Origin of the sequence: Vibrio tubiashii, assembly GCF_028551255.1 — a bacterium.
GTDB classification, from domain to species: domain Bacteria; phylum Pseudomonadota; class Gammaproteobacteria; order Enterobacterales; family Vibrionaceae; genus Vibrio; species Vibrio tubiashii_B.
Genome location: NZ_CP117029.1, coordinates 667,278 through 681,722, shown reverse-complemented (window position 1 = coordinate 681,722; position 14,445 = coordinate 667,278). Strand labels below are relative to the sequence as shown.

Here is a 14,445-nt window from a genome sequence, read left to right as displayed (position 1 = left end):
CGCGTTTACTTAACATTTACATGCTTAAACGCTCATTTTTTATGCTCGTTTGTTTTCGATTGCTGTGATATGTGCAAAATTAATGTGCATAAACAGGGAAACTACACCAATCTTTACTGCTCAAACCGCCCTGTCTCGACTCGCACGGCAAAGATAAGCAGACCAAGATTAGCTAAAATAGTAATAACGAAACAAAAGGACTCTTACCATGACTGAGCAAAAGTACATTGTTGCCCTAGACCAAGGCACAACAAGCTCACGCGCGGTGATTTTGGATCACGATGCAAACATCGTTAGTATCTCGCAACGTGAATTCACACAAATCTATCCTCAGTCAGGATGGGTGGAACATGACCCTCTCGAAATCTGGGCGACCCAAAGCTCAACCTTGATTGAAACACTGGCTAAGTCTGGCATAAGCAGTGATCAGCTCGCAGCTATTGGCATCACTAACCAACGTGAAACCACCATCGTTTGGAATAAAGAGACGGGTAAACCTGTTTACAATGCGATCGTATGGCAATGCCGCCGAACTGCAGAAATTTGTGAGCAGCTCAAAGAGCGAGGATTGGAAGAGTACGTCAGAGAAAATACCGGATTAGTTCTAGACCCTTACTTCTCGGGAACCAAAGTAAAATGGATACTCGACAATGTTGAAGGAGCAAGAGAAGATGCCGAAGCTGGCAAGCTCTTGTTCGGCACCGTTGATACTTGGTTAGTTTGGAAAATGACTCAAGGCCGTGTTCATGTCACTGACTATACCAACGCGTCTCGCACCATGCTGTTTAACATCAATGACCTGTGTTGGGATCAAAAACTACTTGATGAGCTAGGAATTCCAGCTTCAATGATGCCAGAAGTTAAACGCTCTTCTGAGATTTACGGACAAACCAACATTGGTGGTAAAGGCGGTACAAGGATCCCTATTGCCGGTATCGCTGGAGACCAGCAAGCCGCACTCTACGGTCAAATGTGTGTCGAAGCTGGTCAAGCTAAAAACACCTATGGAACAGGTTGTTTCCTACTGATGAACACCGGACAAGAGAAGGTCAACTCTACCCATGGTTTGCTCACTACATTGGCTTGTGGACCTTCAGGGGAACCTGCTTATGCATTAGAAGGCGCGGTATTCATGGGTGGCGCTTCTATCCAATGGTTACGTGATGAGATGAAACTGCTTGCTGACGCAAAAGATTCTGAATACTTCGCCACCAAAGTCGACTCATCCAATGGGGTGTATGTCGTCCCTGCTTTTACCGGCCTTGGTGCTCCGTATTGGGATGCTTGGGCGCGTGGCACTATTGTTGGCCTAACTCGTGGTGTCAGCTCTAACCACATCATAAGAGCGACGCTAGAAGGTATTGCCTATCAAACCAGAGATGTTCTTGATGCGATGCAGGCGGACTCGGGCATTAAACTGGCCAACTTACGTGTTGATGGCGGTGCAGTTGCCAATAATTTCCTTATGCAGTTCCAATCAGATGTTTTAGATACTGAGGTTCACCGTCCTAAAGTAACCGAAGTTACCGCATTGGGCGCAGCTTACCTTGCAGGCCTTGCTGTTGGATATTGGAATAGCATTGATGAGCTGCAAAACAAAGCCGAACTCGATCGCACCTTTGAGCCTCATCATGACGAAGAGAAACGTAATCGCCGCTACAAAGGATGGAAGCGCGCCGTGAAGTGTGCTCAGGTATGGGCTGAAATGCATAATGAAGAAGACTAGTACCTAAATCCGGCATTCGATTAACGAAAGTGGGGCGTCTTATACCAATCGGGATAAATAGATGTTCAGAAAATTGCGCAGGAAAAATCGCTTAGAGCAAGGCATAGATTGCAGCTAGCTAGTTGACCTACCTACAAAATCTATAACGACGCTATAAGCGATTTTAACCAGCAAGAATGACCAGATATTTGTGCCGCTTGGTATTGAGTCGCCCTTTTTTGCGCCTTGTCCCCTATTCCGTACACGCTTCTCTTCTCAGAACGAAAGAATTCGCGCACAATAGCGCGAGTTATTATTTTCGAATATTAGTGTATTAATTCTAATAGTTCGAACACAGGGAGCGGCGAGTGAAGCAAATACCAAGACATCAGCAAATCATTGCTCTTGTACAAAAGCAGGGCTATGTGAGTACTGATGAGTTAGTTGAAAAGTTTAATGTCAGTCCACAAACCATCAGACGAGATCTGAATGAGTTAGCGGACGAAAACAAAATTCGCCGCTATCACGGCGGTGCTACGATCCCATTAAGTTCAGAAAACACCTCTTATACCGATCGTAAGAGCATGAACTTCAATGAAAAGGATGTGATCGCTGACGAAGTGGTCAAACACATTCCAGATGGCGCGACGCTATTTATCGACATCGGTACCACCCCAGAGGCCATCGCTCGTGCACTGAGTAAAAATCACAAGCAATTACGTGTTGTCACCAATAACATCAATGTCGCGACTATCTTGCTTCCGAATCCAGAATTTAAAGTGATTCTCGCGGGCGGAGAGGTGCGCAATCGAGACGGCGGTATTGTCGGCGAAGCAACACTCGATTTCGTCAAACAGTTCAGACTAGACTTTGGTATTCTGGGGATTAGTGGCATTGATTTTGATGGTTCTCTACTCGACTTTGACTACCATGAAGTCAGAGTGAAACAAGCGATTATTGAGAACAGCCGTAGTGTGTTCTTAGCCGTTGACCACTCCAAGTTTGGTCGTAATGCAATGGTCAAACTAGGCAACATCTCTCAACTCCACATGCTGTTTACCGATAAGCAGCCACCAAAAGAAATCCTTTCAATCCTTAAAGAACATTCCATTCCTTTAGAAGTGGTGAACAAAGAAGAATAATCAACATTTCTTCATTTGAATTTAACCTTATTGAAACCTTTATCGCGAGATAAAGGTTTTTTTGTGCACAAATCACACAAACGAGCGTAAACGAAAATAAATAGTGATCAAAAACGAAAGCTGAGCTAGGATTCAATTATGTTCAAAAATGCTCGTTCGCTCAACACAAGGTCATATTCATGAGTAACAACCAGATTTCGGCTAATTCGCAAAAAGTTTTAGATTTGATCGTTATTGGTGGTGGTATCAATGGCGCAGGTATTGCTGCAGATGCGGCAGGTCGTGGACTATCAGTCGGTCTATACGAAGCACAAGATTTCGCATCAGCCACTTCGTCGGCCAGTTCTAAACTGATCCACGGTGGCTTACGCTATCTAGAGCATTATGAGTTTCGTTTGGTTTCGGAAGCGCTCGCCGAACGGGAAGTGTTACTCCAGAAAGCGCCCCATGTTGCTCAACCGATGCGTTTTCGCTTACCTCATCGACCATTTCTCCGCCCAGCTTGGATGATCCGTTGTGGACTATTCCTTTACGACAACCTAGGTAAACGCACCACACTACCTGCAAGTAAAGGGATTGATTTAGCCAAGTCCGGCATACTTAAGCCTGAAATGAAAAAAGGCTTTGAGTATTCAGACTGCTGGGTAGACGACGCGCGCTTAGTGCTGCTCAATGTCCTTGCTGCTCAGGAGAACAATGCAGAGATCCGTAACTACAGCCGTGTAGAAAGCGCTCGACGTGAAGGCGAACTGTGGAGCGTGACTATTCGTGATGAACTGACAGGCCAAGCAATAGAACGCAAGGCGAAAGCCTTAGTCAACGCGGCAGGGCCGTGGGTCAAACAGTTCTTTGATGATGGTTTAGAGCAAGCTTCTCCTCGCAATATTCGCTTGATCAAAGGATCGCATATTGTCGTTCCTCGTATTCATGATGAGCCTCAAGCTTACATTCTTCAAAACCAAGATCACCGAATCGTGTTCATGATTCCTTATTTAGATAAGTTCTCGATCATAGGTACCACCGATGTGGAATACAAAGGTGACCCACGTGAAGTTGCCATCTCTGATGATGAAGTCGATTACCTCATCGACATCGTCAACCAACACTTCGTTCAGCAACTTAAACGTGAGGACGTGGTTTGGACATACAGCGGCGTACGCCCTTTATGTGATGACGAATCAGACTCCCCACAAGCGATCACGCGCGACTATACACTTGAACTAGAAGCGGAATACGACCAAGCACCACTACTTTCCGTATTTGGTGGCAAGCTCACTACCTACCGTAAGTTAGGTGAAGCGGCGTTAGAAAAGCTCAAGCCTTACCTACCTAATATGGGTACACCTTGGACAGCAAACCATGCGCTTCCTGGCGGTAACTTCAGTTGCTCACGTGAGCAGCTAGCCTCAACGATTCACAACGCCTACCCTTGGTTACCCGAAGCATTATTGCTACGCTACGTAACGCAGTTTGGCACCTATACATGGAAGCTACTGGAAGGAATGGAAAATATCGATGCGCTGGGGATTAAGTTCTCGGACGCAGCTCAAGGTGTTTTCCAACGTGAAATCGACTATCTCGTTGAACATGAAATGTCAGTCACCGAAGAGGATATATTGTGGCGTCGTACCAAACTTGGCTTGTACCTAAATAGCCAAGAGCAACAGGCGCTAAGTGACTATCTAAAGAGTAAGCAACCTGCCACAGTGGTCCCGTTTTCTGAGGTAGGTTAGCCCCCACTTTCCTATCGCAATGAAAAAGGCTTGGCACTCGCCAAGCCTTTTCTTTTGATTTAATTCACTTTAACCAGGGTGTCCATCGACTCTTGGTGTGATCAGCATCTTGCCAAACATTCCCACATACATAGCGAATGCGAGTATCCACAATGCGGCGCTGATGTTGACCGATTCAATCAGATATTGAGGGAAAAACGCAACGCCTAAGCTACGAACCAAAGCAGCCAATATAATCGCTGCGAAAGCAACACTCATGTTTGGACCTTGGTAAATCGCGCGCCCGGTATGCCCCATCGTCACACGTGCAATCATCGCTAAGATCACACCACCAATGGCGCCAATAGCAAACATGTGCAGCATATTGTGGCTGGCAAATGGGTTGTCGAGTAAACCACGCAGCAACAAACTCACTGGAATACATAAGTAGGTTGCGTGCAGTGACCAGACTAGAGGCTCACTGAGAGTTCGCCACGGCTGCCACCTCATCACTCTAATCAAATGCGCTAACCCTGAAATTACCATTAGCGGTTGACCTAATTGTGCAAACGTCATCGGGAAGAAGCTGAGAATAAACAGTCCTACCAATGGCAAATTCGCCACCCAATCTAACCAGACAATAGGTTGAGGCTTTTCGAAATTAAACCGACGAGCCGTAAAGAATGGGATCACTCTGCTCCCCATAATAGACAGCAACAGGGTGAACCACCACAGCATAGCTTGCCACACCGCCGATGAAGGAAACGGTGGCATCCCCTTCACTGTTGCGTAACTGGCAAAGTTAGCCACGATTGCCAGAACAAACAAGGGAACGAAAAACAGGTTACGCCACCCTTTTGCTTTGACCACCCGAGTCCCGACTTCAAATGCTGTCATAGCTAAAAACAGCGCTTCAATAGAGGAAGTGAGCCACAACGGCGTTGGCGTCCATAACAGTACGCGAGGCGCTAACCACAACCCAACCAAGATGGCTAAACGGTGATGTTTAGTGCCGTTAATGCCCGTCCAGTTTTGCACTGCAGTTAACACAAAGCCGACAACAATCGCCATCGCAAAGCCAAATATCATTTCATGTACGTGCCACCACAGCGCAGGCACTTGCAATGTTGTTGGCTGGCCGGATTGAAACATCCATACCCAAACCACTATCGCAATAACGGCATAAATAGAACCAAGAAGAAAGAAAGGTCGAAACCCAAGACGTAAAACGGGTGGAATGGATTCTTCGACCTTTTTGTCGGTAATATTGAGCACTGAAATACTCCTAAACAAATTTAAATCTCTAACTTGTTTCACTATCGCAAGAAGTGTTCCAGTTTGTTAAAGCGTTATAGACTCTTGCGTTCAGCGCTCTAACCACTCTATTTAAGGTCATAATGACACAATAAATACATGTCATTATGACCTTAATGAAACAATTTGTATCACTTCCTTTTATCTCGAAAAGTCGCTAGTTTAGAACTCTGCTGATCATGCCAATCAATAAGGAGAGCAGAATGGCAAAATATATCTTTGGCTACGGCAGTCTGATGAACTCTGCCTCACGACAACTGACTGGCCAAACTTCCGCAGCGATTCCCGCTACCGCACATGGCTTCAGGCGTTACTGGGGCAAAGTCGATGATAGCTATATTCTATCGCCACTGGTGGTAGACAAAGGACAGGGACAGGTCAATGGGGTTTTGCTGGAAGTCAGCGATGAAGGACTGCAAGAATTCGACATTCGCGAACGAGGGTATCACCGAGTTTTAATCTCAGCGGATAAACTTGATGCTGAACTAGCATTATCGACCAATGATCATGTGTGGGTTTACATCAAAGACAACCCTGAACCGCCTTGTTCATTGAGCCCTATCATGCAGACTTACGTCGATACTGTACTCGCAGGGTGTCTAGAAATTTCCGAGCAGTTTGCCCAGCAGTTTGTAGAACATACCATTGGCTGGAACTTTCCATTGGAGAATGATCGCCATCAGCCCAAATATGGCAATTTGGCAGGAGTAAAACCAGAGCACCACAACACAATTGATGCTCTGGTGGCTGAAGCAAGAACCTAATTAAAAACCCTCAGCCGAAAAGAGAACTCTATACAATACGAACCCCAGCAGGCATAGAACGCTCTGGGGTTAACAGAACACTTTGTGATTCATCGTCCGTCTCAGCGCAAAGCAACATACATTCCGAGGTTTCTCCACGCATTTTGGCTTTCGCCAAGTTACATAGCACCACAACTTCTTTTCCCATCAACTCCTGCTCGGTGTAATAAGGCACTAAGCTAGTGACGGTTTGCAGCGTCTTTTCCCCAACATCAATTTGAACGATGTAGAGTTTGTCTGCATTTTCGTGGCGAGCGACTTCGATGATTTTTCCTGTACGCATTTCTAATTTTGCGAAGTCGGTGTATGCGATCGTTTCCATGATAAACCTCGAACTTAAAGCTGGTAAAATTTTACTAAAAGACAACGTTTACACTATCAGCAATCGCTTATATTGCAAGTGGTAAAGATCGCATTTCAAGAAACTGAATGCTATACAATTTGCCTTATTTACATTCAAAGGGTTAAATAACCCTAGGAGTATTTTTCGAGGTCACACATGGCAACTATTAAAGATGTCGCCAAAGAAGCGGGCGTATCAATCGCGACGGTTTCTCGGGTCATTAACAAATCACCAAAAGCGAGCAAAGCATCGATTGCTTCAGTGACACAGGCGATGGCCAAACTAGGCTATCGACCGAATGCCGCAGCGAAAGCTTTGGTCAGTCAAAGCAGTAATACGGTTGGGGTATTAGTTGGCGATGTATCTGATCCTTTTTTTGGCACTTTGGTCAAAGCCGTCGACAATGTTGCCCATGAACACGGTAAACATATCTTGATCGGCAACGGCTACCACAGCCCGGAAGAAGAGCGAAAGGCAATTGAACTATTGATCAACAACCGTTGCGATGCCTTGGTTATTCACTCGAAAGGTTTGTCAGATGAAGAATTGATCGGCTATGCCAAAGAAGTCAAAGGCCTGGTTTTTATCAATCGCCATATTCCTGAAATGGCCGAGCGCTGCATTGCTTTAGACAACCGCCGAGGTGCCTACCTCGCCACGGAATACCTTATCCGCCATGGTCATACTAAGATAGCTTGCGTCGCTTCAGCGCATCGTATTGAAGACTCGGATCAACGTGTTGATGGTTACTTGCAAGCCCTGCGAGACAACAATATCGAACTTCCGCAAAGCTATATTGAATATGGTGAGCCAAACAACGATGGCGGTGAAGTTGCCATGACCAATCTGCTGACTAAATCTTTAGACATCACTGGCGTTGTAGCCTACAACGACTACATGGCCGCGGGTGCGCTGTCGGTGCTAGACGAAAATGGCATCAAGGTGCCGGATCAAATTTCAATGCTTGGTTTTGATGATGGCTTGATCGCTCGCTATGTCAGCCCTCGCCTGACAACTATCCGCTATCCAATCGCGATGATGGCAGAACGAGCGGCGCGTTTAGCGCTGAACCTAGCCAAAGAGCAAAGCTCAAACGATGAGGCACTGATGTTCACGCCGACCTTAGTACGCCGCAATTCAGTTGAGAAAGTGACCTAAACGTAACACTCGCTAAATAAAACAAAGGCGTTACCTGAGTAACGCCTTTGTTGTTTTAGGCATTTAAGCCACACCATGACCTTTCGATGCAACCCAAATTCGGTACCACTGCTCATTAGTCAATGACAGTTCAAGCGCCCCAACCGCAGCGTGAACACGCTCAATGTTACCACTGCCCAAGATTGGGATTGGGTTGGAAGGTAAACGTAATACCCATGCAAAAATGACTTGGTCGATCGAGCTTGCGCCGATTTCTTGCGCCACTTGTGTCAAGGTGTGGCGAATGCGATCCATCTGTTCACTCTCTTCACTGAAGATACGCCCACCAGCAAGACAAGACCACGCCATTGGTTGCACGCGATGTTGCTGTAATTGGTCTAGCGTGCCATCTTCCGTCATTTGCAGGTTGACCGGATTGATCTCGACTTGATTGGTGATCAACGGCTGCTCAACTCTTGATTGCAATAGAGCAAACTGAGCAGGGGTAAAGTTAGACACACCGAAATGTTTTACTTTACCCGCGGCTTTTAACTGAGCGAATGCTTCAGCCGCTTCATCAGCATCCATCAGTAAGTCTGGGCGATGCAGGAGTAACACATCTAGATGATCGGTATTGAGTCGAGTTAACGATTGATCAACGGATTCAATAATGGCGGCTTTACCACTGTTGTAATGGTTAACCTGAGGATCTTCACCACGGTAAATTCCGCATTTAGAGACGATCTCAATTTGATCGCGCAAGCTGCTATCTAACGCCAACACTTGCCCAAACATACGCTCGCACGCAGAGTCTGGGCCATAAACAGGTGCATGGTCTACCGTTGTAATACCTAACTCTAGGTGTTGCTTAACAAACGACAGTTGCTGCTGAGTGGTCATTCCCCACTCAGCCATACGCCAGTAACCTTGGATCATTGGTGAAAACACCGGATGTGTCTTATTCATCTCTATCCCCTGATTTATAGACCTCACCATTGCAATATTGCCGTGAGTTTACTCTGTTCTGCACTCAGTATACTGGTACTAAAGCTAGGGATTAAACTAGCTAACAAGAAAAGATAATTCGATATACAGCACAATAGATGAGATTTAATTTCCTATATAGAACGATATAATTAACGACAGATTCAAGAACTCAGGTGAGTCAGATATGCAGAAGATGCACAAACGCTTCGAGCGCTATGCGTTGTTTAGTGAAGTGGCAAAACAACTCAGCTTTTCTAAAGCAGCGGACAATTTAGGTATTTCACGCAGCTACCTTTCTTCACAAATCAATCAGTTAGAGCAAGAACTAGAAACCAGTCTACTGATTCGTTCGACACGCAATGTGCGTCTAACTGCGGCGGGAGAAAAAATTCTGGCGAAGATGCAGTTTATCAATACTTCTATCCTTGAGTTGGAAAAAGAGCTCGACCACACCAAGAGCGATGTCAGTGGCCTACTTCGAATTACTGCACCCACCATTTTTAGCCATCGCTTCTTGATCGATATTTGTCATCAATTTCAGCAGCAATACCCTGAAATCGAGTTTGATCTTGATGTCGGTTATAACCGCGAAGATCTGACCAAAAGTCATTTCGACTTAGCAATTAGAGCCACCAACAATCCACCAGACAACATGGTGGCAAAGAAGCTAATTCCTTATCAACACATCTGCTGCGCGGCTCCAGAATATCTAGAGAAACATGGCGAACCCACTCACCCCGACGAGCTGGTCAATCACAACTGTTTATCCGATCCTAACTTATGTCGTTGGCAGTTTGTCGATGGGACTAAAACCATCGAGGTAGAAACGGACGGCAACATGTTGCTTAACGACAACTTGCTGCTTCTAACCGCCGCACAACAAGGCATAGGCATTATCAAAATGCCGAGCTACTTGGTGCAGCCTTCATTAGATAGTGGGCAGTTAGTACAACTACTACCGAATTACTTTATTGCCAGAAGCAATATTTATCTTATCTACCCACCGCAATTACGTAGCAGCAACAAGCTTGCCGCTTTTATCGATTTCACCCAAAAGTGGTTTGAAGATAAGTAGTCGCTACATACAAACAAAAAAAGCCACTTCCAATCGCTTGGAAGTGGCGTCGAAATTACCGACAAAATGTTTGCAAATGAATATGGACAGGGATAAGCGCTTTACGCTGTTTCAGCAACCTTTGCTGGAGCAGGTGTGCGAATTAGATAATCGAACGCGCCTAAGCTTGCTTTAGCACCCTCACCCATGGCGATGATGATTTGCTTGTACGGTACCGTAGTTACGTCACCCGCAGCAAAAACACCGCTCATCGTAGTTGCACCGTGCGCATCGATTTCAATTTCACCGCGTGGTGAAAGCTCAACCTTAGTACCTTTCAACCATTCGCTGTTTGGCATTAGGCCAATTTGAACAAAGATACCGGCTAATTCGATTTTCTTAATCTCACCTGTGTTGCGGTCTTGGTATTCCAAGCCAGTAACACGGTTGCCGTCGCCTAGCACTTGTGTGGTTTGCGCCATCTTGATGATTTCAATATTAGGTGTCGCATTGGCTTTATCGATCAAAACTTGGTCAGCACGTAGGGTGTCTGCAAACTCCAAAACGGTAACATGTTCAACAATACCGGCTAGGTCAATCGCTGCTTCAATACCTGAGTTACCACCACCGATTACCGCTGTTTTCTTGCCTTTAAATAATGGACCATCACAGTGTGGGCAGTAAGCAACCCCTTTGTTACGGTACTCTTGCTCACCAGGAACATTCATTTCACGCCAGCGTGCACCTGTACTGGTAATCACTGTACGAGCTTTTAGTACTGCGCCGCTTTCAAGCTCAACATGGATGTAACCATCTTCGGTCTGCTCTGCATCAATAACGTTAGCAGCACGTTGCTCAGTCATCACTTCCACACCGTATTCTTTAACGTGCTCTTCTAGACTCGCAACTAACTTAGGACCGGTTGTCGCTTTGACTGAGATAAAGTTCTCAATCGCCATAGTATCCATCACCTGACCACCGAAGCGCTCAGCGACGACACCTGTGCGAATGCCTTTACGTGCTGCGTAGATTGCCGCTGAAGAACCCGCAGGACCACCGCCAACAACCAAAACATCAAATGGTGCTTGTTCGTTTAGGCTGGCTGCTTTTTTCGCTGCTGCACCGGAGTCAACTTTGTTAAGAATCTCAGCCAGTGACATACGGCCTTGACCAAACAGCTCACCGTTGATGAAGACACTAGGCACCGCCATGATATCGCGTGATTTCACTTCATCTTGGAATGCAGCACCATCAATCATGGTTGTTTTGATTAGAGGGTTAATCGCAGACATCATGTTGAACGCCTGAACTACTTCAGGACAGTTTTGGCATGATAGTGAAATAAAGATTTCCACGTTTAGTGCTTGGTCTAGCTGCTTGATCTGCTCAATCACTTCCGCTTCTAGCTTGATTGGGTGGCCGCCGCTGTGAAGAAGAGCGAGAACCAGAGATGTAAACTCGTGACCCATTGGCAAGCCTGCAAAACCAATCGCTGTCCCTTGTGTTTGGTTCACAACCTGCATAATTGGTTTGCGTGAGCTTGCGTTGTCGTCACGCGTTACTTGGATTTTGTCTGTCAGTGAAGCGATATCATCCGCCAGTGCTTGGAGCTTGCTTGCTGTTTCGCTTTCATCAAGGCTCAATACAAGCTGAACGTCTGTTTTTAAGTTTTCTAGGTATGCTTTAAGCTGCTGCTTCATCGCTTGGTCTAACATGATATTACCTACTATTCATTTGTGATTCAGATGCGCTCTACTGCGCTGATGGAGTTATATTGCCCTGCGGTCGTAGATAGGTAAATTTGAACGTTTCTATTAGTTTGGTAGGCAAAACCTATCGAAAATCACACGCCATCAGAATTCTTTTCTGCAAAAAACCAGACGCAAAAAGCCACACCCTATTCGGGTATGGCTTTATCAGTAAAGGCGGTATGCCAAGCTCAATAGGAGCAGAGCAAGGCATACCTGTACAAACCTGGTAATGAGGTTAGATTTTACCTACTAGGTCTAGAGATGGCGCTAGAGTCTCTTCACCTTCTTTCCATTTCGCTGGGCAAACTTCACCTGGGTTTGCTGCAACGTACTGTGCCGCTTTAACTTTACGTAGTAAGTCTTCTGCGTCACGACCGATACCTTCAGCAGTGATTTCCATTGCTTGGATAGTACCTTCTGGGTCGATTAGGAAAGTAGCACGGTCAGCAAGACCTTGACCTTCACGCATCACGTTGAAGTTGTTAGTGATAGTGCCAGTTTGGTCACCTACCATGAAGTATTCGATAGTACCGATCTTGTCAGAAGTATCGTGCCACGCTTTGTGTGAGAAGTGAGTATCAGTTGATACTGAGTAAACTTCTACACCACGTGATTGAAGTTCAGCGTACTTCTCTTGTAGGTCTACAAGCTCAGTTGGACATACGAAAGTAAAATCAGCTGGGTAGAAGAAGAATACTGCCCATTTGCCTTTCACGTCTTGCTCTGTGATATCTACAAACTCGCCGTTTTTAAATGCTGTTGCTGAGAATGGTTTGATTTGTGTGTTGATCATGATTTTACTCTCTTTCTAATCTAGTGTTTGAACGCTGCCTTGCGTCGATGGAGTTATATTGCCCTGACCAGGTTGATAGGTAAATTTGAACGTTTCTATTGCTCTGATAGGGAATCACTATCAATCGAGATAGAGAAAATCTATCAACTCCACATGGAAATAGAGAGCGTGGCGATTTGAGGTGTGTTGCGATAAAGTGGCATCTATTAATCCCTTAATTGACTCACCATGATTTCCGTTCCGTTAAACAGTTTTGTTCACCGCGTTAACGATAAAGCGCAGGTTATCAGCGCGATTGTTGCTAATGGCTGCCAAGTAAAGCGTATTCGACGTTCTCGGCATTGGTTGCTTAATGGAGAGGAACAAGCGTTAAGAGAACTCAAACAACACTTGGTTGCGGAAGACACATTGTGGATTGTGAAAGCGATAGAGAAAGCTTTGCCCACTCCCGTTGTTGATCTGTCAGCCATCATTGCTGAGTCACCAAATATCACAATCAATCAGCTTGTTACTCAGTCGGGGTGTTCTCTTTCTGAAGCAAGAGCCGCGATTGACGAATTTGAAGGGCTTTAATACCAACCAGAATAAATAACGCCAGTTATCAGACTGGCGTTATTAGTAGGTGGTGCTTTCGAAGCTCAATTAGAACGCAAACTGATAGGTGGTTTTATACCTGTATTCCTGATCTGGGTAGAGAATACAACTTGGCTGCTGCCATTCTGGATGGTTAGGCGAATCAGGCAAAAATTGGGTTTCCAATGCTACGCCTGCGTAGTCTGCATATTCTTCCCCATCGCGCGCTGGGGTTCCTGCTAACCAATTACCAGTATAAAGCTGCATTGCGGGCTTATCGGTTAACACTCGCATAGTCACTAAGCTGTCTTCACTAACTAGGCTGGCAACAGGTAATGTTCGGTCGCGATTTGGCTCAAACCAATAGCTGTGATCATAGCCTTTCGCCGCTTGCTGTTGCTCATCTTGCAACAAGTCTTGCGTGATGCTTTTTGCCACGCGAAAGTCGAATCCAGTGCCAGTCACACTTTCCAGCTCACCGAGTGGAATCCCCACATCGTTGGTTGGCAAATAGTAATCAGAACAAACATTCAAAGTATGATGGCGCGCGTCTAACTCGCTGCCCGCTCCATTGAGATTAAAGTAGGCATGATTCGTCAGATTGACTGGCGTTGCTTTGTCGGTGTGAGCAAAGTATTCAATCGAGACGCTGCCGTCGTTATCGAGCTGATAAGTGACAGAGACACTTAGATTACCGGGGAAGCCTTGGTCACCATCTGGAGATTGGAAACTAAAAGTCACCCTTTGAGCGCTTTGCTCGACAATTTTCCAGCGCAGCTTATCAAAGCCAGTGACGCCACCATGTAAGCAATTGCCGGCTTGATTCGTCACCAACTGAACTTGCTGACCTTCGAGATCAAAAAGACCATTGGCAATGCGGTTTGCATAGCGACCAACCGTTACCCCCATGTAACTTTGTTGGCACTCAAAGTCAGCCATAGCCCCTACACCAAGCAAGACTTCGCGCTGCTCCCCGCACGCCAAAGGTAAACGACAACTGAGCCATGTAGCTCCGATGTCCATCAACACAATGCTAACCCCTCTAGCATTGGTCAATTCGATTAACTGAGCAGGCTGCCCATCATAGGCAGACTGCTTAGTCATACTCTCAAAAAGAGGATGAGCCATCAT

13 protein-coding genes are annotated in these 14,445 nt (G+C 45.8%); 7 read left to right on the top strand and 6 right to left on the bottom strand.

Annotation, left to right across the window (positions count from 1 at the left end):
- The first annotated feature begins 208 nt into the window (after window positions 1–208).
- The 3 genes from glpK to glpD all read left to right on the top strand — a co-directional run bounded on the left by glpK (window position 209) and on the right by glpD (window position 4,580).
- Window positions 209–1,726: a glycerol kinase GlpK gene (gene glpK / locus LYZ37_RS03155; protein WP_004747901.1), complete on the top strand. Its 1,518-nt coding sequence runs from the start codon at window positions 209–211 to the stop codon at window positions 1,724–1,726.
- A 347-nt stretch (window positions 1,727–2,073) separates the two neighbouring features.
- Window positions 2,074–2,847: a DeoR/GlpR family transcriptional regulator gene (locus LYZ37_RS03150; RefSeq protein WP_171322168.1), complete on the top strand. Its 774-nt coding sequence runs from the start codon at window positions 2,074–2,076 to the stop codon at window positions 2,845–2,847.
- A gap of 179 nt (window positions 2,848–3,026) precedes the next feature.
- The gene (gene glpD, locus LYZ37_RS03145; protein WP_272786422.1) at window positions 3,027–4,580 is read left to right on the top strand and encodes a glycerol-3-phosphate dehydrogenase; all 1,554 of its coding nucleotides are present in this window, start codon (window positions 3,027–3,029) and stop codon (window positions 4,578–4,580) included.
- A 69-nt stretch (window positions 4,581–4,649) separates the two neighbouring features.
- Here glpD and LYZ37_RS03140 read toward each other — a convergent pair whose 3' ends face one another.
- Complete coding sequence (locus tag LYZ37_RS03140; protein WP_272786421.1) at window positions 4,650–5,834, bottom strand: NnrS family protein; 1,185 nt, start codon at window positions 5,832–5,834, stop codon at window positions 4,650–4,652.
- 242 nt (window positions 5,835–6,076) lie between these two features.
- Here LYZ37_RS03140 and LYZ37_RS03135 point away from each other — a divergent pair, with 242 nt between their 5' ends.
- Window positions 6,077–6,637 (top strand): gamma-glutamylcyclotransferase family protein, encoded by a 561-nt coding sequence (locus LYZ37_RS03135; protein WP_272786420.1) that lies wholly within the window; start codon window positions 6,077–6,079, stop codon window positions 6,635–6,637.
- A 28-nt stretch (window positions 6,638–6,665) separates the two neighbouring features.
- Here LYZ37_RS03135 and LYZ37_RS03130 read toward each other — a convergent pair whose 3' ends face one another.
- The gene (locus LYZ37_RS03130; RefSeq protein ID WP_004747893.1) at window positions 6,666–6,998 is read right to left on the bottom strand and encodes a tRNA-binding protein; all 333 of its coding nucleotides are present in this window, start codon (window positions 6,996–6,998) and stop codon (window positions 6,666–6,668) included.
- Window positions 6,999–7,175: 177 nt separating this feature from the next.
- Here LYZ37_RS03130 and LYZ37_RS03125 point away from each other — a divergent pair, with 177 nt between their 5' ends.
- The gene (locus LYZ37_RS03125) at window positions 7,176–8,177 is read left to right on the top strand and encodes a substrate-binding domain-containing protein (RefSeq protein WP_171322159.1); all 1,002 of its coding nucleotides are present in this window, start codon (window positions 7,176–7,178) and stop codon (window positions 8,175–8,177) included.
- 63 nt (window positions 8,178–8,240) lie between these two features.
- Here the strand turns inward: LYZ37_RS03125 and LYZ37_RS03120 are convergent, their stop codons facing one another.
- Entirely contained in the window at window positions 8,241–9,122 is an 882-nt protein-coding gene (locus LYZ37_RS03120) for an aldo/keto reductase (RefSeq protein WP_272786419.1), read from the bottom strand.
- Window positions 9,123–9,327: 205 nt separating this feature from the next.
- Between LYZ37_RS03120 and LYZ37_RS03115 the strand changes: the two genes are divergently transcribed.
- The gene (locus LYZ37_RS03115) at window positions 9,328–10,218 is read left to right on the top strand and encodes a LysR family transcriptional regulator (protein ID WP_272786418.1); all 891 of its coding nucleotides are present in this window, start codon (window positions 9,328–9,330) and stop codon (window positions 10,216–10,218) included.
- A gap of 101 nt (window positions 10,219–10,319) precedes the next feature.
- Here the strand turns inward: LYZ37_RS03115 and ahpF are convergent, their stop codons facing one another.
- Together ahpF and ahpC are read right to left on the bottom strand one after the other, a co-directional pair.
- Window positions 10,320–11,912: an alkyl hydroperoxide reductase subunit F gene (ahpF, locus tag LYZ37_RS03110; protein WP_272786416.1), complete on the bottom strand. Its 1,593-nt coding sequence runs from the start codon at window positions 11,910–11,912 to the stop codon at window positions 10,320–10,322.
- Between the two features lie 271 nt (window positions 11,913–12,183).
- Window positions 12,184–12,741 carry an alkyl hydroperoxide reductase subunit C gene (gene ahpC, locus LYZ37_RS03105; RefSeq protein ID WP_004747884.1) on the bottom strand — a complete coding sequence of 186 codons (558 nt, stop codon included), beginning with the start codon at window positions 12,739–12,741 and terminating at the stop codon, window positions 12,184–12,186.
- A gap of 228 nt (window positions 12,742–12,969) precedes the next feature.
- On the opposite strand from ahpC, the gene LYZ37_RS03100 reads away from it, so the two are divergent.
- On the top strand, window positions 12,970–13,314 hold the full coding sequence (locus LYZ37_RS03100) for a ribosome recycling factor family protein (RefSeq protein ID WP_272786415.1): 345 nt from the start codon (window positions 12,970–12,972) through the stop codon (window positions 13,312–13,314).
- A gap of 69 nt (window positions 13,315–13,383) precedes the next feature.
- On the opposite strand, the gene galM is transcribed toward LYZ37_RS03100, so the two are convergent.
- On the bottom strand, window positions 13,384–14,442 hold the full coding sequence (gene galM / locus LYZ37_RS03095; RefSeq protein WP_272787137.1) for a galactose-1-epimerase: 1,059 nt from the start codon (window positions 14,440–14,442) through the stop codon (window positions 13,384–13,386).
- Between the last annotated feature and the right edge of the window lie 3 nt (window positions 14,443–14,445).